16 protein-coding genes are annotated in these 19302 nt (G+C 63.8%); 4 read left to right on the top strand and 12 right to left on the bottom strand.

Annotated features, from left to right (window positions below; all coding sequences use genetic code 11):
• Positions 1–84 precede the first annotated feature (84 nt).
• Entirely contained in the window at positions 85–1626 is a 1542-nt protein-coding gene (locus tag MB84_RS14135; protein ID WP_157122730.1) for a hypothetical protein, read from the bottom strand.
• A gap of 228 nt (positions 1627–1854) precedes the next feature.
• On the opposite strand from MB84_RS14135, the gene serB reads away from it, so the two are divergent.
• Positions 1855–2727 (top strand): phosphoserine phosphatase SerB, encoded by an 873-nt coding sequence (gene serB / locus MB84_RS14140; protein ID WP_157122731.1) that lies wholly within the window; start codon positions 1855–1857, stop codon positions 2725–2727.
• Positions 2728–2831: 104 nt separating this feature from the next.
• Here the strand turns inward: serB and MB84_RS14145 are convergent, their stop codons facing one another.
• The 8 genes from MB84_RS14145 to phaC form a co-directional block, all read right to left on the bottom strand.
• A complete protein-coding gene (locus tag MB84_RS14145) occupies positions 2832–4049 on the bottom strand; it encodes a cystathionine beta-lyase (protein ID WP_046292243.1) in 1218 nt (405 codons plus the stop codon).
• 52 nt (positions 4050–4101) lie between these two features.
• Positions 4102–5283: a beta-ketothiolase BktB gene (bktB, locus tag MB84_RS14150; protein WP_046292244.1), complete on the bottom strand. Its 1182-nt coding sequence runs from the start codon at positions 5281–5283 to the stop codon at positions 4102–4104.
• Positions 5284–5419: 136 nt separating this feature from the next.
• Positions 5420–6358 (bottom strand): sugar kinase, encoded by a 939-nt coding sequence (locus MB84_RS14155; RefSeq protein ID WP_046293814.1) that lies wholly within the window; start codon positions 6356–6358, stop codon positions 5420–5422.
• 32 nt (positions 6359–6390) lie between these two features.
• On the bottom strand, positions 6391–7758 hold the full coding sequence (gene rimO / locus MB84_RS14160; RefSeq protein WP_046292245.1) for a 30S ribosomal protein S12 methylthiotransferase RimO: 1368 nt from the start codon (positions 7756–7758) through the stop codon (positions 6391–6393).
• Between the two features lie 273 nt (positions 7759–8031).
• The gene (gene phaR, locus MB84_RS14165) at positions 8032–8628 is read right to left on the bottom strand and encodes a polyhydroxyalkanoate synthesis repressor PhaR (RefSeq protein WP_046292246.1); all 597 of its coding nucleotides are present in this window, start codon (positions 8626–8628) and stop codon (positions 8032–8034) included.
• Between the two features lie 163 nt (positions 8629–8791).
• Positions 8792–9532 carry a 3-ketoacyl-ACP reductase gene (locus tag MB84_RS14170; protein WP_046292247.1) on the bottom strand — a complete coding sequence of 247 codons (741 nt, stop codon included), beginning with the start codon at positions 9530–9532 and terminating at the stop codon, positions 8792–8794.
• 198 nt (positions 9533–9730) lie between these two features.
• The gene (locus MB84_RS14175; RefSeq protein ID WP_046292248.1) at positions 9731–10912 is read right to left on the bottom strand and encodes an acetyl-CoA C-acetyltransferase; all 1182 of its coding nucleotides are present in this window, start codon (positions 10910–10912) and stop codon (positions 9731–9733) included.
• A gap of 51 nt (positions 10913–10963) precedes the next feature.
• Positions 10964–12814 (bottom strand): class I poly(R)-hydroxyalkanoic acid synthase, encoded by a 1851-nt coding sequence (gene phaC, locus MB84_RS14180; RefSeq protein WP_245725367.1) that lies wholly within the window; start codon positions 12812–12814, stop codon positions 10964–10966.
• A gap of 203 nt (positions 12815–13017) precedes the next feature.
• Between phaC and MB84_RS14185 the strand changes: the two genes are divergently transcribed.
• Positions 13018–13200 (top strand): hypothetical protein, encoded by a 183-nt coding sequence (locus MB84_RS14185; protein WP_046292249.1) that lies wholly within the window; start codon positions 13018–13020, stop codon positions 13198–13200.
• A gap of 5 nt (positions 13201–13205) precedes the next feature.
• Here the strand turns inward: MB84_RS14185 and pgeF are convergent, their stop codons facing one another.
• Together pgeF and MB84_RS14195 are read right to left on the bottom strand one after the other, a co-directional pair.
• Positions 13206–14057, bottom strand: a complete 852-nt coding sequence (gene pgeF / locus MB84_RS14190) for a peptidoglycan editing factor PgeF (protein ID WP_084009789.1) — start codon at positions 14055–14057, stop codon at positions 13206–13208.
• The gene (locus MB84_RS14195) at positions 14038–15198 is read right to left on the bottom strand and encodes an RluA family pseudouridine synthase (protein WP_046292250.1); all 1161 of its coding nucleotides are present in this window, start codon (positions 15196–15198) and stop codon (positions 14038–14040) included. Before MB84_RS14195 ends, pgeF begins: the two co-directional genes overlap by 20 nt.
• Before the next feature lie 21 nt (positions 15199–15219).
• Here MB84_RS14195 and MB84_RS14200 point away from each other — a divergent pair, with 21 nt between their 5' ends.
• Positions 15220–16047: an outer membrane protein assembly factor BamD gene (locus MB84_RS14200; RefSeq protein ID WP_046292251.1), complete on the top strand. Its 828-nt coding sequence runs from the start codon at positions 15220–15222 to the stop codon at positions 16045–16047.
• A gap of 96 nt (positions 16048–16143) precedes the next feature.
• Positions 16144–16863, top strand: a complete 720-nt coding sequence (locus tag MB84_RS14205) for a glutamine amidotransferase (RefSeq protein WP_046292252.1) — start codon at positions 16144–16146, stop codon at positions 16861–16863.
• 85 nt (positions 16864–16948) lie between these two features.
• On the opposite strand, the gene MB84_RS14210 is transcribed toward MB84_RS14205, so the two are convergent.
• Positions 16949–19180 (bottom strand): ATP-dependent DNA helicase, encoded by a 2232-nt coding sequence (locus MB84_RS14210; RefSeq protein WP_046292253.1) that lies wholly within the window; start codon positions 19178–19180, stop codon positions 16949–16951.
• Positions 19181–19302: the final 122 nt, after the last annotated feature.

Consider the following 19302-nt stretch of genomic DNA (forward strand, 5'->3'; position numbering starts at 1 on the left):
TGGGCCGCTGCTCAGGAAGTCCGGAAGATGCGCTTGTGCAACCCCACCACGGTTGCGTGAGCGCAGCACCCAGAGCGGTCGTGCCTACGACAAGCCGTCCAGGCCCCCGCCCGGTGCATTCGACGACGGCATGACGGGCTGCGAAGCCACAATCGCCGCGAGCACTGTGGGTACGATCTCATGGAGGGATGACGAGGCGCTCGTTGTACGGTCACCGACGGGCCGGTATCGCGACGTCACCGGCTCGCGCTTGCCCGAAGCGCTGGGCAACTGGCGCGGCGCATTGGCAAGCGCTTCGGCATCGAACGCTTCACACTCGGCGTTCCACTCGTCCAGACAAAGCTGATTGTGCGCGTCCAGAACGATGTTTCCGTACGGCGTCAGCCAGTTCTTCCCTTGGGCGAATTGCAACGCCGCTTCGAGCGCCTGTACCCAGCCGGGCGCTTCAAGATGAAATTGGCGTTGCACACGCTGGCGTGTCTTGCGAAGCAGCTTTTGCCATTTGATGCGCGAGATCACGCCTGACGGTGTCATCGGCGTCGGCCGCTCTCTTAGTCGAAACTGCACCGTGGCAGCGACTTCGAAGACGTCAAGCTCGGCGAAATCGGGCCCCAGCGTCGACATCAATAACCGTAGCTCGTCTGCCGTCAACGAAGGCAGCAGGAGCGCATACGCCGACAGATATTGAGCGTGCGGCAAAGCCGTTGCTTCGGTCTCGGTCGGCTTCGCGGCGTATAGACGAGCGATCGTCGCCAGCTCCAACGCACCGCACGCGATCGCACCGGTCAAGGGCAAGCAGGTCCCGAGGGACCCGGCGCCGGTGAACTCGGTAAGGTCGGTGGAGTCGGTGGACGGCGAGCGTCCGTCCGCGCCAGCGTCCGCCACGGACGAATGTAAAGCGCCCCGTGCGACAGCATACGAAAGCCCCACGGCCAGTCCGGCGGCACCGACCATCAACGTGCCGCACTTGCGGGCGACATCGCCGAGTGAAGCGCTGGCTTGCGGGGTCGTTGCCAAAGGGTCGTCGGCAAAGACGGATTGCCATGCCCTGATGCCGAACTCAGCGTCCTGCGTCAGTAAACGCCCCAAAAGCTCGGGGAGTTTCGACACCATCGACGGTTCGATGTCGGTCACTTCCGGCGCGATGACCGATGCCAGCACGGCGTGCCAGAGTCCATCGCAGGGCAATCCACCGGAAGTCCATCGCATCGCCTGCCCGAAGCCGCAGCCGAAGCGGCCGTCTTCGTACGCAATCTCGGGCAACGTTCCCTCGCGCACGGCAAAGCCCTCTTCCGCCATCAGACCGGCCAGCCGATGCAGCCCCCGCTGATCGCCGAAATCCTGTCGGCTATCGCGTCGATCCAGCAACCGAAATGCCAGTTCGGAAGACAGCGGCCCCCAGTGCGACGGCGGGCGGGATATCAACCCGTAGACAACACGCGCGTGCCAGTCAAGCCGTGCCACGACGTCGGGAATCGCCATCGCGACGGGCCCGGCCTGCGACGATTCGTCGACACTCGATGTGGCCGACATCCCGGACGCATGGGCTTGCCCGGACGACGCAGTCGACGACGAACTCGCGCCGCGCGCTTGCCATGAACACCAGGACGGTAAAGAAATCGGCATGTGTTCTCCTACGATAGACGTTCGATATCGGCTCCCTGCCGCCAGATACTCCTGCCGAGGTCAACGCAGTCGAGTTCAGTTTTCGCTCAAATCGAGTGCCTTGGGAAAGCTGCTGCCGGGGGCGCAACCCTGTAAAATGCGGTTCCATTCGCATGTATCCCCTCCCGAAGCCCTTTGACAGGGCGAGGTTCTAGCGGAATTTGCGCAGACGCTTACTTACCTTTCCCGATGGTTCACGATCTCGTCATATTGGCGCCTCACGCGCCCACCCGCCCCGCGTCGGACGCAGCAATGCAAGCGGCCATTCAGGCATTGGCACCGAACCGCTCCATCGAGACGGCACACGGGGTCGGGCGCGTTCGCGATGTGACCGACACACCGGCCCTGAGAAGCGCCATCGGCGCGCTGGCGCAGCAATACGGCGTGGATATCGTGATCGTCGACGGCGAGCGTCGCCTGACGGATTTCAAGCTAGTGGCGATGGACATGGACTCGACGCTCATTACGATCGAGTGCATCGACGAAATCGCGGACTACTGCGGCCTGAAAGCCGAAGTCTCGGCCATCACGGAAGCCGCCATGCGCGGCGAAATCAAGGACTTCAACGAGAGCCTGACGCGCCGCGTCGCCCTGTTGAAGGGGCTCGACGCGAGTGCGCTGGAGAAGGTCTACGAGGAGCGCCTGCAACTCTCCCCGGGTGCCGAAAACATGTTGCGCGGCGTTCAGGCGCTGGGCATTCGCACGCTGTTGGTGTCAGGCGGCTTCACGTTCTTCACGGACCGCCTGAAGGCGCGCCTGCATCTCGACGTCACTCGCGCCAACACGCTGGAGATCGTGGATGGCAAGCTCACCGGCCGCGTGCTGGGCGAAATCGTCAACGCGGAAGTCAAGGCGCGCACGGTCGCCGAAGTGGCAGCGCAGTTCGGCGCTACGCCTGCACAGGCGATCGTCATGGGCGACGGATCGAACGATCTTCAGATGATGGCGATCGCTGGCCTGTCAGTGGCGTTCCGGGCCAAGCCGGTGGTGCGGGAGAAGGCCTCGGTGGCCTTCAACCATGCAGGACTCGACGGCCTGCTGTCGCTCTTGCGTCAGGATTGAGCCATCGAATCTGCTCGTTGCCGCGCGGCAGTCGTCCTCAACGTTGCGGGACGGTGCCGCGCTCGGCGTCGGAAACCTGACGCCACACGAGCGAACGGTTGCGATCAGGCCACGAGGTGCGCCTTCAGACTCGCCTCGATATCGGCTTGCAGGTCGCGTACATCTTCCAGCCCTACGTAGAAGCGCACCAGACCGCCCTTGTGCGGCCACGGCGTGGCCGTGCTCATCGACGGCACGCGATACGGCAGCGCCAGACTGTGGGCCCCGCCCCAGCTGAAACCGATCTTGAACAGGCGCAGCCCTTCGATGAAGGCGTCGATCTGCGCTTGCGAATAGCGCTCGTCGAACACGACCGAGAACAAGCCGCCTGCGCCCGTAAAGTCGCGACGGAAATTCTGATGGCCCGGGCAGTCTTCGAATGCGGGATGCAGCACCGCGGCAATCTCGCGACGCGTGCCCAGCCAGGTGGCCAGCGTCATCGCGGACCGGTCGTGCGCTTCGAAACGTAGTTGCAGGTTACCGAGACTGCGCAGAACGAGACTGCAATCGTCGGCCGACACACCGACGCCCAGGCGCATGCGCGCTTGCTTCAGACGATGGTGAATGTCGTCGTCGATGGTCACGACGCCGCCCATCAAAATGTCGCTACCGCCCGACTGATACTTGGTCAGCGCCTGCACCGAGATATCGACCCCGTGGTCGAACGGACGGAATGCCAGCCCGGCGGAGTAGGTATTGTCGATGGCTGTCAGCACACCGCGCTCACGCGCCACGCGTGCGATGGCGGGAATGTCCGGCACTTCCATCGTGACCGAGCCGGGCGCTTCCAGCCAGATCAGCTTCGTATTGGGCTGAATCAACGCACCGATGCCGTCGCCGATCATCGGGTCGTAGTAGCGCACCGTAATGCCCCATGACTCGGCAAGCCAGTCGGCATGGTCCCGATTCGGACCGTAGGCATTGTCGGGAATCAGCACGTCGTCGCCGCTCTCGATGAGCCCGAAGTAAACATTCGAGATAGCGGACAGCCCCGACGGGAACAGCAGGCAGTGTTTGCCGCCTTCGAGCGCCGCCAGACGTCGCATCAATTCCATCGACGTGGGCGTGGCGTGCAGACCGTAGCGCCACTGGCTGTCGTTCTTCCAGTCGAGCGCGCGCATGGCCGCCAGATCGGGAAAGATCACCGTCGACGCGCGCGCCACCGGCACCGGCATGGCCGAGAAGCCAGCGGGCAACTGAGTGTCGGTGTGCAGAATATTGGTTTGCCAATGCCAGCCGTTGGCTTCCGGCTTGTCGAGGGGCTTGCGGTTGTCTTGCGTCATCACGGCTCCGGAAAGACTTGGGCCGGCAACAACGCTGGCCCCCGGGAGTAACTTACACGCGCTCGAACACGGCTGCAATGCCCTGACCGCCGCCGATGCACATGGTGACGAGCGCATACCGGCCGCCGACGCGCTGCAACTCGTGCAGCGCCTTGACGGTGATGAGCGCCCCCGTCGCACCGATCGGGTGGCCCAGCGAAATGCCCGAGCCGTTCGGGTTCACTTTGGCCGGATCGAAGCCGAGATCGCGCGTGACCGCGCAAGCCTGGGCGGCGAACGCTTCGTTCGCTTCCACGATATCGATATCCTCGACCTTGAGACCGGCACGCTCCAGCGCCTTGCGCGATGCGGGCACCGGCCCGATGCCCATGTAGTTCGGGTCCACGCCTGCATGGGCATAGCTCACGAGTCGGGCGAGCGGCTTGGCCCCACGGCGCTGCGCTTCCGAGCGCTCCATCAGAATGAGCGCGGCGGCCGCATCGTTCAGACCGGACGCGTTACCCGCAGTGACGGTGCCGTCCTTCTCGAAGACGGGACGCAGCTTCGCCATGTCGGCCAGGGTGACGTCCGCGCGCACGTGTTCGTCGGTCGTGAAGGCGACGTCGCCCTTCTTGGACTTCAACGTGATCGGCACGATCTGATCGTCGAAGTAGCCCGCCGCCATGGCACGTGCGGCGCGCTGATGGGACTCTACGGCGAGACGGTCCTGGTCGTCGCGCGTAATGCCCCATTTCTTCGCAATGTTCTCCGCCGTCACCCCCATGTGGATGTTCGCGAACGGATCGTGCAACGCGCCCAGCATCATGTCGACGAGACGCGACTCACCCATGCGCGTGCCCCAACGTGCGCCGGGCATCACATATGGCGCACGGCTCATGCTCTCCGCCCCGCCCGCCATCGCCACATCGGTGTCGCCGAGCAGGATCGATTGTGCCGCCGAGACCACCGCTTGCAGGCCGGAGCCACACAGACGATTCACGGTCATCGCGGGCGCGTGCTGGCTCACGCCGGCTTCGATGGAAGCTACGCGTGCCAGATACATGTCTTTGGGTTCTGTGTGAATGACGTTGCCGAACACGACGTGTCCGACGTCTTCACCACCGACCTGCGCACGGGCCATGGCCTCGCGGGCGACGATGGCGCCAAGCTGCGTCGGCGCGAAATCCTTCAGGCTGCCGCCAAAATCACCAATCGCGGTACGTACGCCGCTGACGATCACGACCTCTCGTTGCATGTCTCTTCTCCGGGTGGATATAAGTTTGCAACGAGTATAGCGCCGTAGGGGTTACCGCGATGGCAGGCGCATTGGAGGGAAACTTCGATGACAGCGCTTGCGCCGCGCTGCCCCCGTCCTTCGATGGATTCGTCGGTCAGTTCGCCAGTTGCCTGAGCACCTGCTCGGCGCTCGGCACCGGCGCAACCGCACCGTAGCCGGTCGTCGAGAGTGCCGCGCAGACGTTGGCGTAACGCGCGGCGGCGAACGGATCGTCGCCCAGCGCCAGACGCGCGACGAACGCGCCGCCAAAGCAATCGCCCGCGCCGGTGGCGTCGATGGCCTGCACCGGGTAAGGTGCGACGATGCGACGCTCCTCGGGCGTGGCGACGTAACACCCCTCACGCCCAAGCTTGAGCGCTACGATCTTCACGCCGTGGGAGAGTAGTTCGTCGAGAATCGCATCGCGATCTTCCAGACCGGTCACCGCCGTGACATCGTCCCAGCTCGGCAGGCAGACATCGGTCAGGCTGAACGCTTCACGCATCGTGGCACGCGCACGGGCAAGCGGCCACAGCTTGAGACGCAGATTCGTGTCGAACGACACTTTGCCACCGGCGGCGCGAATCTTCGACATGGCGTCGAAGGCAGCGTCGCAGGCGTTCACGCTGATCGCCAGGCTGATGCCCGACAAATGCAGAAACTGTGCGCCCGCCAGGGCCTCGCCCGGCAGATCCTGAGCCCGATAGCGGCTCGCAGCGGAACCCGCGCGCAGATAGTCGAAGTGGTGACCGTTCTCGTCGTGCGATACGAAATAGACGCCGGTTGGCGACTGGCCGTCCACGCGCACGTAGCGAGTATCGACCTGTTCGTCGCGCCACAGATCGAGCAGCATGCGTCCGAACAGATCGTCGCCCACGGCGCTCACGAAGCCCGTGCTCACGCCCTGACGGCGTGCGGCAATGGCGAAGTTGGACGTGTCGCCGCCGAAACCCTGCAGATAGCGACGGGCGTCGTCGGGCGACTGGTTGAACTCGACCATCGCTTCGCCCATTGCGAGCACTTGCGGCGTTTGCTTCGTTTGCGTCGCTTGCATCGCTTGCTTCGACTGGGAATCCTGTTGCGTCATCAGACCACCTCGCCCCACAGATCGTGGCCATCGGCACCGGTGACTTCGACGTTGACGAACTCACCCACCTTGAGGCGCTTCGCGGCCTTGGCCGTCGGCTCGATGTACACGAGGCCGTCGATTTCCGGTGCGTCGGCAGCCGAGCGGGCGATGCCGCCGTCCTGATTGATTTCGTCGACGATCACCTGAATCGTCTTGCCGATCTTGCGCTGCTGCCGCTCGGCCGAAATCTCCTCGGCCACTTCCATAAAGCGTGCACGACGCTCTTCGCGCACTTCGTCCGGCAACGCACCCGGCAGTTCGTTGGCGCGCGCGCCTTCGACCGGCGAATAGGCGAAGCAGCCCACGCGGTCGAGTTCGGCTTCGCGCAGGAAGTCCAGCATGTATTCGAATTCGGCTTCGGTCTCGCCCGGGAAACCGGCGATGAACGTGCTGCGGATCGTCAGATCCGGGCACATCTTGCGCCACGCCTGAATGCGCTCCAGATTCTTCTCGCCCGAGGCCGGACGCTTCATGCGCTTGAGCACGTCCGGGTGTGCGTGTTGCAGCGGCACGTCGAGATACGGGAGGATGTGACCTTCGGCCATCAGCGGAATGATCTCGTCGACATGCGGATACGGGTAGACGTAGTGCAGACGCACCCATGCGCCGTATTGCTTGGCCAGTTCGCCCAGCGCCGTCACCAGTTCTGTCATGCGCGTCTTGAGCGGACGACCGGCCCAGAAGCCGGTGCGGTACTTCACGTCGACGCCGTACGCGCTGGTGTCCTGCGAGATCACCAGCAGTTCCTTGACACCTGCCTTGAACAGATTCTCCGCTTCGAGCATCACTTCCGCGACCGGACGCGAGTCGAGATCGCCACGCATCGACGGGATGATGCAGAACGTGCAGCGATGGTTGCAGCCTTCGGAAATCTTCAGATACGCATAGTGACGCGGCGTGAGCTTGATGCCAGCGGGCGGGACGAGATCCGTGAACGGATCGTGCGGCTTGGGCAGGTGCGTGTGCACCGCGCTCATCACTTCGCCCACGGCGTGCGGGCCGGTGACGGCGAGCACCTTCGGGTGCACCGCGCTCACGATGTCCTGACCGGCGGCGTCCTTCTTCGCGCCCAGACAGCCGGTAACGATCACCTTGCCGTTCTCGGCCAGCGCTTCGCCGATGGCGTCGAGACTTTCCTGCACGGCGTCGTCGATGAAGCCACAGGTGTTCACCACGACGAGATCAGCGCCGTCATAGGTGCCGGCAATGTCGTAGCCTTCGGCGCGGAGTTGGGTCAGGATCTGCTCGGAGTCGACCAAAGCCTTGGGGCAGCCGAGCGAAACGAAGCCGACCTTGGGGGTGCTGGCGGGCGATGGGCGGGACATGGGGCGAAATCCTGATGTAGTAGATGCTTGTAACGGTCGACCGGTACGCGACGCCTGTGGCGTTAAGCGTCTTCTCCGTCTGACACGACGTAACCGGCTGAATAACCGCGCATTTTACCCTGATCGTCCGCGGTTCGTTCCAACTATTGCGCCGCAGCGAAGCCGATGGGGTCAAATCGTCGGCAGTGTGCGCCCCACGCCACACCACCGCGTTCGCGGGCACCGGCCGCTATCGATCGATGCGAGCCGATGTCCGTCGTCAAAAAGCCTCGTTCAGGGCTTCTTGTTCGGGTCCCGGCCTGGCGTACCTGGCGCGCCCGGCGCCCCCGGACCGCCCGGGAAGGGGAACGTGCTGAACATGTTCTTCGCCTGGCTCTGCATCTGCTCCTGCATCTGCACAAACAGGTTCTTCGACTGTTCGATGTAGTTGGTCATCATGCCCTGCATCATCGGCGCCTGCATGTTCATGAATTGCGCCCAGACGTCAGGGTTGAAGGCCGCGCCTTCGTAGATGCCCTTCGACTGATCGGCCAGCTTGTTCTGAATCTCGATGAACGTCTGGATATTCTTCTCGAGGTACGTGCCCATCATCCCCTGCAGCGCATGGCCGTAGAAGCGGATGATCTGGGCCAGCATGGCGCTCGAGAACATCGGCACGCCGCCGGTCTCTTCTTCCAGAATGATCTGCAGCAGGATGCTGCGGGTCAGGTCCTCGCCCGTCTTGGCGTCGACAACCTTGAACTCCTCGGTTTCGAGCACCAGTTGCTTCACATCGGCAAGGGTGATGTACGTACTGGTTTGGGTATCGTACAGACGCCGGTTCGGATACTTTTTGATCAGGCGTTCGTCAGTCTTCTTGCTCGCGGTCATGCGGTGGGTTTCCTGCGTTTTTTGAAGGACTACCCCGACCGGCGGTCGGGGTTTATCACATATTATCGATTCTAGGGCGTTTGCTGCTATGCGGCAAAGCCCTAACCCGATCCGAGACGCTGTACCCGCTGCGGCCCGCAGTGGCCATGCGCCCCGTCACCGCTTAGCCCATGTGCAGGCCGCCGTTGAGCGAGAAGTCTGCGCCCGTCGAAAAGCCCGAATCGTCCGAGGCCAGCCACGCCACGATCGAACCGATCTCGCCCGGCTCGCCCAGGCGCTTGACGGGAATCGTCGCCACGATCTTGTCGAGCACGTCCTGACGGATCGAGCGCACCATGTCCGTGCCGATGTAGCCCGGCGACACCGTGTTGACCGTCACGCCCTTGGTCGCCACTTCCTGCGCGAGCGACATCGTAAAGCCGTGAATACCGGCCTTCGCCGTCGCGTAGTTCGTCTGACCGAACTGTCCCTTCTGACCGTTCACCGACGAGATGTTGATGATGCGGCCCCAGCCGCGCTCGCACATCCCCTCGATTACCTGCTTCGTGACGTTGAACAGGCTCGTGAGGTTGGTGTCGATCACGGCGTCCCAGTCTTCACGCGTCATCTTGCGGAACACGGTGTCGCGCGTGATGCCGGCGTTGTTCACCAGCACGTCGATTTCACCGACTTCCGACTTGACCTTGTCGAACGCCGCCTTCGTGGACTCCCAATCGCCGACGTTGCCTTCGGAGGCGACAAAATCGAAACCCAACGCCTTCTGATCTTCCAGCCACTTCACGCGGCGCGGCGAGTTCGGACCGCAGCCGGCCACCACCCTGAAGCCGTCTTTGTACAGCCGCTGGCAAATAGACGTACCGATACCGCCCATCCCGCCTGTCACATATGCAATGCGTTGAGTCATGGAACGCTTCCCCCAAAATAACGGCAAACTGCCGCCTGTTGCGACTGCCAATTGACCGACGCGCAGGCCGCGCGTTCCCGCGCGCGCCTTTCGTCTCCTGACTACTTCGGTGCGAACCCGTGCGCGTTGCACACACGGGCGACACCGGTTCTTCTGCGGTTCGTAAGACTCACGTTTGCGTGCGTCAACCCTGAAACGTCAGACGCGCTCCACCGCCAGCGCTACACCCATGCCACCGCCGATACACAGCGAGGCCAGGCCGCGACGGGCATCGCGGCGCGCCATTTCATGCAGCAGCGTGACGAGAATACGGCAGCCCGACGCACCGATCGGGTGACCGATGGCGATGGCGCCGCCGTTCACGTTGATCTTCGACGTATCCCAGCCCATCTGCTTGTTCACCGCCAGTGCCTGCGCAGCGAAGGCTTCGTTGATTTCCATCAGGTCCAGATCGCTCGCCTTCCAGCCCGCACGGGCGAGGCAGCGCTGCGATGCCGGCACCGGGCCAATGCCCATGACCGACGGATCGACGCCCGCGTTCGCGTACGCAACGATACGCGCGAGCGGCGTGAGCCCCAGTTGCTCGGCACGCTTGGCCGACATCACGACCACGGCAGCCGCGCCATCGTTGATACCCGACGCATTGGCGGCCGTCACCGTGCCGTCCTTCGAGAAGGCGGGCTTCAGACCGGCCAGCGACTCCGCCGTCACGCCGTGACGCACGAACTCATCGGTGTTGAAGACGACCGGATCGCCCTTGCGCTGCGGAATCGAGACCGGCACGATTTCGGCGTCGAAACGACCGGCCTTTTGCGCGGCTTCCGCCTTGTTCTGCGAGGCCGCAGCGAAGGCGTCCTGCATTTCGCGCGTAATGCCGTATTCCTTGGCCACGTTCTCGGCGGTGATCCCCATGTGGTACTGGTTGTACACGTCCCACAGGCCATCGACGATCATCGTGTCGATCAGCTTCGCATCGCCCATGCGGAATCCGTCGCGCGAACCCGGCAGCACGTGCGGCGCGGCGCTCATGTTTTCCTGACCGCCTGCCACGACGATATCGGCTTCACCGGCGGTGATCGCGTTGGCGGCGAGCATCACGGCCTTCAGGCCCGAGCCACACACCTTGTTGATGGTCATGGCGGGGACCATCGCGGGCAGGCCGGCCTTGATCGACGCCTGACGTGCCACGTTCTGGCCCGAACCAGCGGTCAGCACCTGACCCATGATGACTTCGCTGATGTCCTCGCCCTTGAGCTTCGCGCGCTTGAGGACTTCGTCGATCACGATCGCCCCCAGATCCGGCGCGGCCACTTTGGCCAGCGAGCCGCCAAACTTACCGACTGCCGTACGGGCAGCCGACACAATCACGATATCCGACATGTCTCATTCCTCTTTTTCAATAGGTTCGAACCAGGGGGGATGCCCATGCGCTCAGGCTTTCGCCTTCACGTAACGCCCAGGCGCCGGTTCGATGGGTGCATAAGCAACATTACCATACGCATTTTGCGCTTTAACGCGTTTGCCAGCGTAGCCCGCGAGCCAATCGCTCCAGTCGGTCCACCAGCTTCCCGGATGCTCGGTGGCCCCGGCCAGCCAGTCGCTCGCGTCGACACCCACGTCGTCGTTGCGCCAATAGCTGCGTTTCTTCTTCACCGGCGGATTGACGACACCCGCGATGTGCCCCGACGCGCCCAGCACGAAGCGGCGTTCACCGCCGAGCAACGGCAAAGAGCGGAACGCCGACGTCCACGGCACGATGTGATCTTCGCGCGAGCCGAACACGTACGCCGGCGCCTCGATGGCGCCCAGATCGACGGGCACGCCGCAGGTCTGGATCGCACCGGGTTGTTTCAGTTCGTTCTGCAAATAGAGGTGGCGCAGATACCAGCAGAACATCGGCCCGGGCAGATTCGTGCCGTCGCCGTTCCAGTACAGCAGGTCGAATGGCTGCGGCGCATTGCCTTTCAGATAGCTGTCGACAACGTAATTCCAGACCAGATCGTTCGGACGCAGGAACGAGAACGTGTTGGCGAGCTCGACGCCGCGCATCAGTCCCGGCGGCTGGCCGAGACCGCCACCGATCGTCTGTTCGCGGAACTGGACGTGCGGCTCGTCGACGAAGACGTCAAGCACGCCGGTATCGGAAAAGTCCAGCAGCGTCGTGAGCAACGTCACGCTTGCGACCGGCGACTTGCGGCCCGTCTGCCCCTTGGCCGCGAGCACGGCGAGCGCTGCCGCCAGCAACGTGCCGCCCACACAGAAGCCGAGCGCATTGATTTGCGACTGGCCGCTGATATCGCGCACCACGTCGATGGCGGCAATCGGGCCTTCGCCAACGTAGTCGTCCCACGTCTTATGGGCGAGCGATGCATCGGGGTTGCGCCACGATACGACGAACACCGTGTGCCCCTGCTCGACGGCGTAACGCACCAGCGAATTCTCCGGCTGGAGATCGAGGATGTAGAACTTGTTGATGCAGGGCGGCACGATCAGCAACGGGCGTTGGTGCACCGTCGGCGTGAGCGCCTTGTACTGAATGAGCTGAATCAGGTCGTTCTCGAAGACCACGGCGCCTTCGGTCGTCGCGACATTGCGCCCGACTTCGAAGGCCGCCTCGTCGGTCTGCGACACCTTGCCCTTGCCCATGTCGACGAGCAGATGCTGCATGCCCGCCAGCAGGCTGTCGCCCTGCGTCTGTACGAGGCGCTGCTGTGCGTCCGGGTTCGTGGCAATGAAATTCGCGGGCGAGGTGGCGGCGACCCATTGCTCGACGGCGAAGCGAATACGCTCGCGCGTCTTCGCATCGGCATCGACCAGTTCGGCCATACGCATCAGGAAGCGGCCGTTGAGTAGATAGAGCGCAGCGGGCAACGCGTAGAACGGATTGCGCCAGCCCTCTCCGGCAAAGCGACGATCGCCGAGTGCAGGGGCCGTATCGAGACCGGGTTGATTGAAACTGGCGACGAGTTCGGCGAATTCGCGGGCGTATTCAGACTGAAGCTCGTTCAGTCGCGCAGGATCGACGTGCAGCGACGGCGGCTGCGGCGTGGCGCCTGATTTGCCGAAAAGTTCGAAAAGCCCCGCGAACGGGTTCGCGGCAGCCGCTGCACCATTCGCAGCGTAAGGTGACGGGCCAGCAGATCCCGGCAACGCGCCGAACAGTTGTTGGGCGGCCTTGAACCACTGCGACATGTCCTGAGCGGAGAGCGAAGCGGAGGGAAACTGCTGGGCAAACGAGGCGGCAAACGAGGCCGGATCGAAGTTGGCACTGGCGCGATTCATGGTAGCCTGAGTGTCACGTCCGTTGCGTTCAGGGCCGACGCCCGAAACGCGGCGGCGTGCTTCACTTTATGAGCGATGCGCCCCGCCTGTGAAGCATTCTTGCGTGCGCGCGCAGGCGTGTCAATCTTTGCGGCGAACGTCCTGAGTGCATTGTCCCGTCGCCTCCCCCATTTTTGAATGCGCGTTTGCCCCGACTTGTCCCGATGATCATTGTTCTTCTCGGCTGGCTCTACGTCATTGGCATGGTCGCCATCACGGCGCCGTCTGCATGGCTGGGCATCGCCATCTTCCTGTTCGGCGGTATCGGGCCGGTACTCCTCGTCTTGTACATCGCGGGAAGCCGCGCACGGCGCACGCGCGCGCTGCGACCCGATGACGCAGAATAACCGTCTCAGCTAACTCGCCAGACCAGCGCCGCCATGCGCCCCGTCGTCCGGTCGCGACGATAGGAGTAGAAGCGCCCGGGATCGCCGACGGTGCACCATGTGCCGCCGGAAACGCTCGTTACGCCCTCCCGCGCGAGCCGCAATCGTGCCAGCGCACACAGATCCGCCAGTGATTTGCCAACGTCCGGATCGCCATGGGGGACGAAAGCCGCGGACGTCGCGTCTCGCTCCTGCGGCATAGCCGCGTCGAGGAAGGCTTCGCGCACCTCCGGTCCTACTTCGAACGCCGTCGGTCCGATACACGGGCCGAGCCATGCGATCACCTGCGTGTCGTCGTTCGCCCCGGATTTCGGCAACTGCGCCCGCAGCGCCTGCACCGTCTGCTCGATGACACCGGCGCAAAGCCCGCGCCAGCCCGCGTGTGCCGCCGCCACCGCACGCCCTTGGGCGTCACATAGCAGTACCGGCAGGCAGTCCGCCACCATGATCGTGCTCGCGAGTCCGACGGCGTGGGTCGCACTGGCGTCCGCCTGAAGCGGCTCGCCCGCGTTCGCGGCATCGAACGCTGCCTGCGCATCGACCACACGCGGACCGTGAACCTGCGCGACCCACGCCGACGGCACACCCGTTCGCGCGGCCAGCAAGGCACGGTTCGTGCGCACGGCTTGCGGATCGTCGTCCGCCTTGTAACCTAGGTTGAACGTGGCCTGCGGGCCTTGGCTGACGCCGCCTGCGCGCGTCGTGAATACGGCACGAACGTTGCCCGGGGCTGGCCAGTCGGGGACGATCCAGTCCGCAGGTATCGTGTCTTGCGCGGTATCCAACTTGCTGTCTTGCTCAGGCAGGGAAGAAGTCATCGAGCGAATCGGGGAGCGTTGTGAAGTCGAATTCGAGGCCGAGCGCGCGCATGAGTTCACGCATATCGTCGGGCAGCGGCGCTTGCCAGTGCATCGCGGCATCGTCCTCGGGATGGATCAGCCCCAGACGCCACGCGTGCAGTGCCTGCCGCGCAAAGCCGCCCGGCAGCGCCGGACGCTTGTGACGCGGTCGATAAAGCGGATCGCCCAACAGCGAATGCCCCAGATGGGAAAGATGGACGCGAATCTGGTGCGTACGCCCCGTGTCCAGCGAACAAAGCACCAGCGAAATCGGGGATCCTTCCCATTCTGCGCTGGCGACCGTCACCACGCGGGTGCGCGCGGGTTTGCCGCCCTGCCCCTGCACAACCGCCATGCGCGTGCGTTCACGCGGATCGCGACCGATGGGTGCGTCCACGACGGTGCGCTGCGGCGGACGTCCCCACACCAGCGCGGCGTAATGCCGTTTGACCGAGCGCGCCTGCAACTGGCGTACCAGATCGGTCTGTGCGACCAGCGTGCGCGCGACCACCATCAGGCCGGACGTCTCTTTGTCCAGCCGGTGGACGATGCCGGCACGCGGCAGATCCGCAGCCGCCTGTCCGTAACGATGCAGCAGACCGTTGAGGAGCGTACCGGACCAGTTGCCTGCCGCCGGATGAACGACGAGGCCCGCGGGCTTATTGAATACGGCGAGCGTCGCGTCCTCATAGACGGCATCGAGCGGCACCGGCTCCGGCGCGAACGCCAGTTGCTCGGGGAGCGCTGCTGGCGTGATGACCACCGCTTCACCGCCTGCCACTTTCTGGCGGACTTTAGCGGGTTCGCCGTCGAGCGTGACGCGGCCATCTTCGACCCAGGCCTGAAGACGACTGCGGGAATATTCCGGGAAGCACTGCGCCAGCGCCTTGTCGAGGCGCTCTCCTGCGAGCGCGTCGGGCAATGTCGCGATGAGCGGCGTGGCCGAAGAGGCGGTATCGGTTGAAACAGAAATCGAAGAAGTCGCGTCGGTAATGGCGCTATCGATGGCGTCTGAGAAAGCCCCCGGAAGCGAGTCGAAATCGTCGTCCGACGAATCCTCCGCATTTTCCGTGGCAAATGAGGCGGTTACGCTATAATCCGGCACTATTGAACGGGTCATCGAGAAGTGAAGCCAACGAGCATGCAAGCCCTGAAACTTGTCAAACATCTGACGCTGGCCGCGATTGTGGTCGGCAGCATGGCCGCCTGTGGCATTCTGCCGGAGAAGGTCGACGAAACGGCCAGCTGGTCGACGAACAAATTATACTCGGAAGCCAAGGACAGCTTCGACAGCGGCGACTATACAAAGGCCGCGAAGTACTACGAGTTGCTCGAAGGGCGCGACCCGTTCGGCCCGCACGCTCAACAGGCCCAGATCAACACGGCCTACTCCTATTACAAGGACAACGAGCCGGCGCAAGCGCTCGCCGCCGTCGACCGCTTCATTCGTCTGCATCCGGACAGCCCGTCGATCGATTACGCCTATTACCTCAAGGGCCTGATCAACTTCAACGACGACCTCGGTCTGTTCGGGCGCTTCTCGGGCCAGGATCTGAGCGAACGCGATCCGAAGGCGCTGCGCGCAGCCTATGACAGCTTCAAGTACCTGGTCGAGCACTACCCGACGAGCAAGTATGCGAACGACGCCGCCCTGCGTATGCGTTACGCCGTGAATGCGATGGCCGCTCACGAAGTGCACGCCGCCGAGTACTACTATCGCCGTGGCGCTTACCTCGCCGCAGTGAACCGCGCGCAGACCGCCCTGCAGGACTACGATCAGGCGCCGGCGCTGGAAGACGCCCTCGGCATCATGATCAAGTCGTACGACAAACTCGGTATGACCGAACTGCGTGACGACGCCCGCCGCGTGATGGAGAAGACCTACCCGAACAGCGGCTACCTGACGGTCGGCCGTCGCATCGACAACAACCCGGGCGACAAGAAGTCCTGGTGGCAGATCTGGCGTTAAGCCAGTTGTTGGTTGGAATGCATCGAAAAGCCCTCGCCTATGCGGGGGTTTTTTGTTTCCCGTCGTCATGACGATCCTTCGACAGGAGTTCGTTTTGTGAGCACCACCCCCGCCCCCGGCAAAACGCTGCTTGCCTTGCGTCACGTGCACTTCGAAGATCTCGGCACGCTGGCGCCGTACTTCGCCCAGCGCGGTTATCGCATCGACTATATCGACGCCCCGCTTGCCGACCTTCGCGCCGTCGACGTTTTCGCGCCCGACCTGCTGGTCGTGCTCGGCGGACCGATCGGCGCCTTCGATGACGTCATTCATCCGTTTATCGCGAATGAGCTTGCGCTTGTAAGAGCGCGCCTGAGCGCGAACAAGCCGATTCTAGGCATTTGTCTCGGCGCGCAATTGATGGCGCGCGCACTGGGTGCGAAAGTCTATCCGCTGGGCGTGAAGGAAATCGGTTACGCGCCGCTGACGCTTACCGAAGCCGGGCAATCGTCCCCCCTTGCCGCCCTTGGTAACGCCAGCGTGCTGCACTGGCATGGCGATCAGTTCGACATCCCGCCGGGCGCGACGCATCTGGCCCGCACGGCGATTGGCGAAAATCAGGCCTTTGCGATGGGCGATCACGCACTCGGTCTGCAGTTTCATCTGGAAGCCGACGCCGCCAGCATCGAGTCCTGGCTCGTCGGCCACGCCTGCGAACTCGGTACTGCCAACATCGACCCGACCACGTTGCGCAACGATGCACGTGTGCATCACGCACGCCTGTCGGAAGTCGCGCCGGCCGTCATCGGGCGATGGCTGGATGCCCTTGCCGGCTAACGCAAGCGCGACCCGCCTTACGCCACAAAAAAGCCAGACGCTTCACCGTCTGGCTTTCTCATTTCACACCCGCGGCGGATAAACGTCAGCCTCCGGCCTGCGCCGCCATCTCGTCGAAGAAACCGCGCACAATCGGCAGTTCCCGCGTGCGCTTGAATGGCGGCAGACTCTGCCAGATCCGACGCCCGTAAGGCTTATCCACCAGACGCGGATCGCAAATCATCAGCACGCCACGGTCCACTTCCGAGCGAATCAATCGTCCCGCGCCCTGCTTGAGCGTGATCACCGCCTGCGGCAACTGATGGACGGCGAACGGACTCAGCCCCTTCTTCGTCAGCGCGTCGAGACGCGCCGCAAGCACCGGGTCGTCAGGCGGCGCGAACGGCAACTTGTCGATGATGACGAGGGAGAGCGCCTCGCCGCGCACGTCCACACCCTCCCAGAAACTCTGGCTACCGATGAGCACCGCGTTCCCTAGCGCGCGGAAACGATCGAGCAATTCGGTACGGCTGGCTTCGCCCTGCACCAGCAACGGATACGGCCAACCGCGACGCTCGAACTCCTCGCGCAGGCGCTCCGCCGCGCGATTCACCGCGCGCAGCGTGGTACACAGCACGAACGCCCGGCCACCACTCACTTCGAGCACGGGCAACGCGGCGTCGAGCACGGCATCGGTAAAGTTCGGCGCGGAAGGTTGTGGCAAGCCGCGCGGCACGTATAGAAGGCTCTGGTTCTGGTAATCGAACGGACTAGCCAGCGTGAGCGACTTGCCAGCATCCAACCCAAGCTGCGCGGCGTAGTGCATGAAGTTGCCCTTCACCGACAGCGTGGCCGACGTGAAGATCCACGCGCGCGGCGCACCGGCGCGTTGCTTCGCGAAGATCGGCGCAATCGAGAGCGGCGTCTGATGCAACTGCACCGCCTGCGAAAACACTTCGATCCAGCGGACGGTTTCCGGCGGCGTGTAAGTCTTTTCAGACTTATCCGATTTTCCGTCACCGTCGTCCGCAGCCTTCGCTTCGGTAGCAAGCCGCGCCGCTTCCGCCTCGCGTGCCTTGGCCGCCTTCTCTCGCTTTCCGTCGGTCACACGCGGTGCATCGGGATCGAGCAGTGGCAGCGGCTGTTCGCCCGGCGTCGGCGGCGTCACGCCCGTCTGCCAGCGCTCCAGTTGCTCGTGCAATTCCAGCGCCCGGCGCAGGCACGCGCCCAGCGCTTCCGCGCGTTCGGACTGATGTTGAAGCGTCTCGATCAGGTCTTGCAACGCGAGGTCCACGCTTTCGAGCGCACCGAACAGTTCGTGGTCGTCCGGCAATTGCGTGACGGACATGCGCGCATTGTCCTGACCGAACGTCAGACGCACATCGCGTGCCGCGCGCTCCAGCCCCGCGCCGAGCTTGACCCAGTCGGCCGCGTCACGCGCATGAATCAGCCCTTCCGCCACGCAATCGCGCGCCAGTTCGAGCAACTGCGTGGTCGAGACCGTCTCGCCGAAAAAGAGCGTGGCCGTCTCGGGCAACTGATGGGCTTCGTCGAAGATCACGGTGTTCGCGCTGGGCAGCAATTCGGCCATGCCCGTGTCGCGCAGCATGACGTCCGCGAAGAACAGATGGTGGTTGACGACGACGAGGTCAGCCTGCTGGGCTTCCTTGCGCGCCTGCATCACGAAACAGTCTTTGTAGCGCGGGCAATCCTGACCGAGGCAGTTATCGCGGGTGGAAGTCACCTGCGCCCAGATCGGCGCGTTCTCGGGCACGGACGCCAATTCCGCCTTGTCGCCACTGTGCGTGATCTGCGCGAACGTGGTGATTTCGCGCAGTTGCGCCGCCTCGTGACGTGACGCGAAGCGCCCCTCCTGCTGCGCGCGCTCCAGATAGTAGTGGCAGAGGTAGTTCGCGCGCCCCTTGAGCATGGCCACGGTCACAGGCACGGCAAGCGCCTTGCGCACGGTGGGAATGTCGCGCGCGAAGATCTGATCCTGCAAATGCTTGGTGCCGGTGGAGATGATCGTCTTGCCGCCCCATAGCATCGCGGGCACGAGATAAGCGTAGGTCTTGCCCGTGCCGGTGCCTGCTTCGGCGATCAGCGAGTCGTGTGTGTCCATGGCGGCTGCCACGGCGCGTGCCATCTCGGTCTGCGGCTCGCGCGAGCGGTAGCCGTCGATGGCGCGGGCGAGCATGCCGCCGTCGCCGAAGATTTCCTCCAGCTCGCGTTCGCGCTTGGGCGCGAGCGGCTTGAGTCCGTGGAACGTCGGTGCGTCCGGACTATCGGGGCTTCGGGAGAGATCGGAGGAATCGCTGGATGCGGCGGAATCGGTCAAAACGGCTCAGAAAACTCGAAGGCGCCGCGATTCCCCTCATGGAGATTCGCGGCGCCGCAATGAAAAAATACCCGCGCAAACAATTCGGACAATTTCGGACGATGCTTGCCGACGTCTCGCGG

Origin of the sequence: Pandoraea oxalativorans (assembly GCF_000972785.3) — a bacterium.
GTDB classification, from domain to species: Bacteria; Pseudomonadota; Gammaproteobacteria; order Burkholderiales; family Burkholderiaceae; genus Pandoraea; species Pandoraea oxalativorans.

Bases quoted from the DNA above. Each gene is read 5' to 3' on its own strand.
- MB84_RS14175 (WP_046292248.1), bottom strand. From the start codon at position 10,912: ATGTCGGATATCGTGATTGTGTCGGCTGCCCGTACGGCAGTCGGTAAG.
- phaR (WP_046292246.1), bottom strand. From the start codon at position 8,628: ATGACCGCGAGCAAGAAGACTGACGAACGCCTGATCAAAAAGTATCCG.
- MB84_RS14195 (WP_046292250.1), bottom strand. From the start codon at position 15,198: ATGACCCGTTCAATAGTGCCGGATTATAGCGTAACCGCCTCATTTGCC.
- MB84_RS14170 (WP_046292247.1), bottom strand. From the start codon at position 9,532: ATGACTCAACGCATTGCATATGTGACAGGCGGGATGGGCGGTATCGGT.
- MB84_RS14155 (WP_046293814.1), bottom strand. From the start codon at position 6,358: ATGCAAGCGACGCAAACGAAGCAAACGCCGCAAGTGCTCGCAATGGGC.
- MB84_RS14135 (WP_157122730.1), bottom strand. From the start codon at position 1,626: ATGCCGATTTCTTTACCGTCCTGGTGTTCATGGCAAGCGCGCGGCGCG.
- bktB (WP_046292244.1), bottom strand. From the start codon at position 5,283: ATGCAACGAGAGGTCGTGATCGTCAGCGGCGTACGTACCGCGATTGGT.
- phaC (WP_245725367.1), bottom strand. From the start codon at position 12,814: ATGAATCGCGCCAGTGCCAACTTCGATCCGGCCTCGTTTGCCGCCTCG.
- MB84_RS14145 (WP_046292243.1), bottom strand. From the start codon at position 4,049: ATGACGCAAGACAACCGCAAGCCCCTCGACAAGCCGGAAGCCAACGGC.
- rimO (WP_046292245.1), bottom strand. From the start codon at position 7,758: ATGTCCCGCCCATCGCCCGCCAGCACCCCCAAGGTCGGCTTCGTTTCG.
- pgeF (WP_084009789.1), bottom strand. From the start codon at position 14,057: ATGACTTCTTCCCTGCCTGAGCAAGACAGCAAGTTGGATACCGCGCAA.
- serB (WP_157122731.1), top strand. From the start codon at position 1,855: ATGGTTCACGATCTCGTCATATTGGCGCCTCACGCGCCCACCCGCCCC.
- MB84_RS14185 (WP_046292249.1), top strand. From the start codon at position 13,018: ATGATCATTGTTCTTCTCGGCTGGCTCTACGTCATTGGCATGGTCGCC.
- MB84_RS14200 (WP_046292251.1), top strand. From the start codon at position 15,220: ATGCAAGCCCTGAAACTTGTCAAACATCTGACGCTGGCCGCGATTGTG.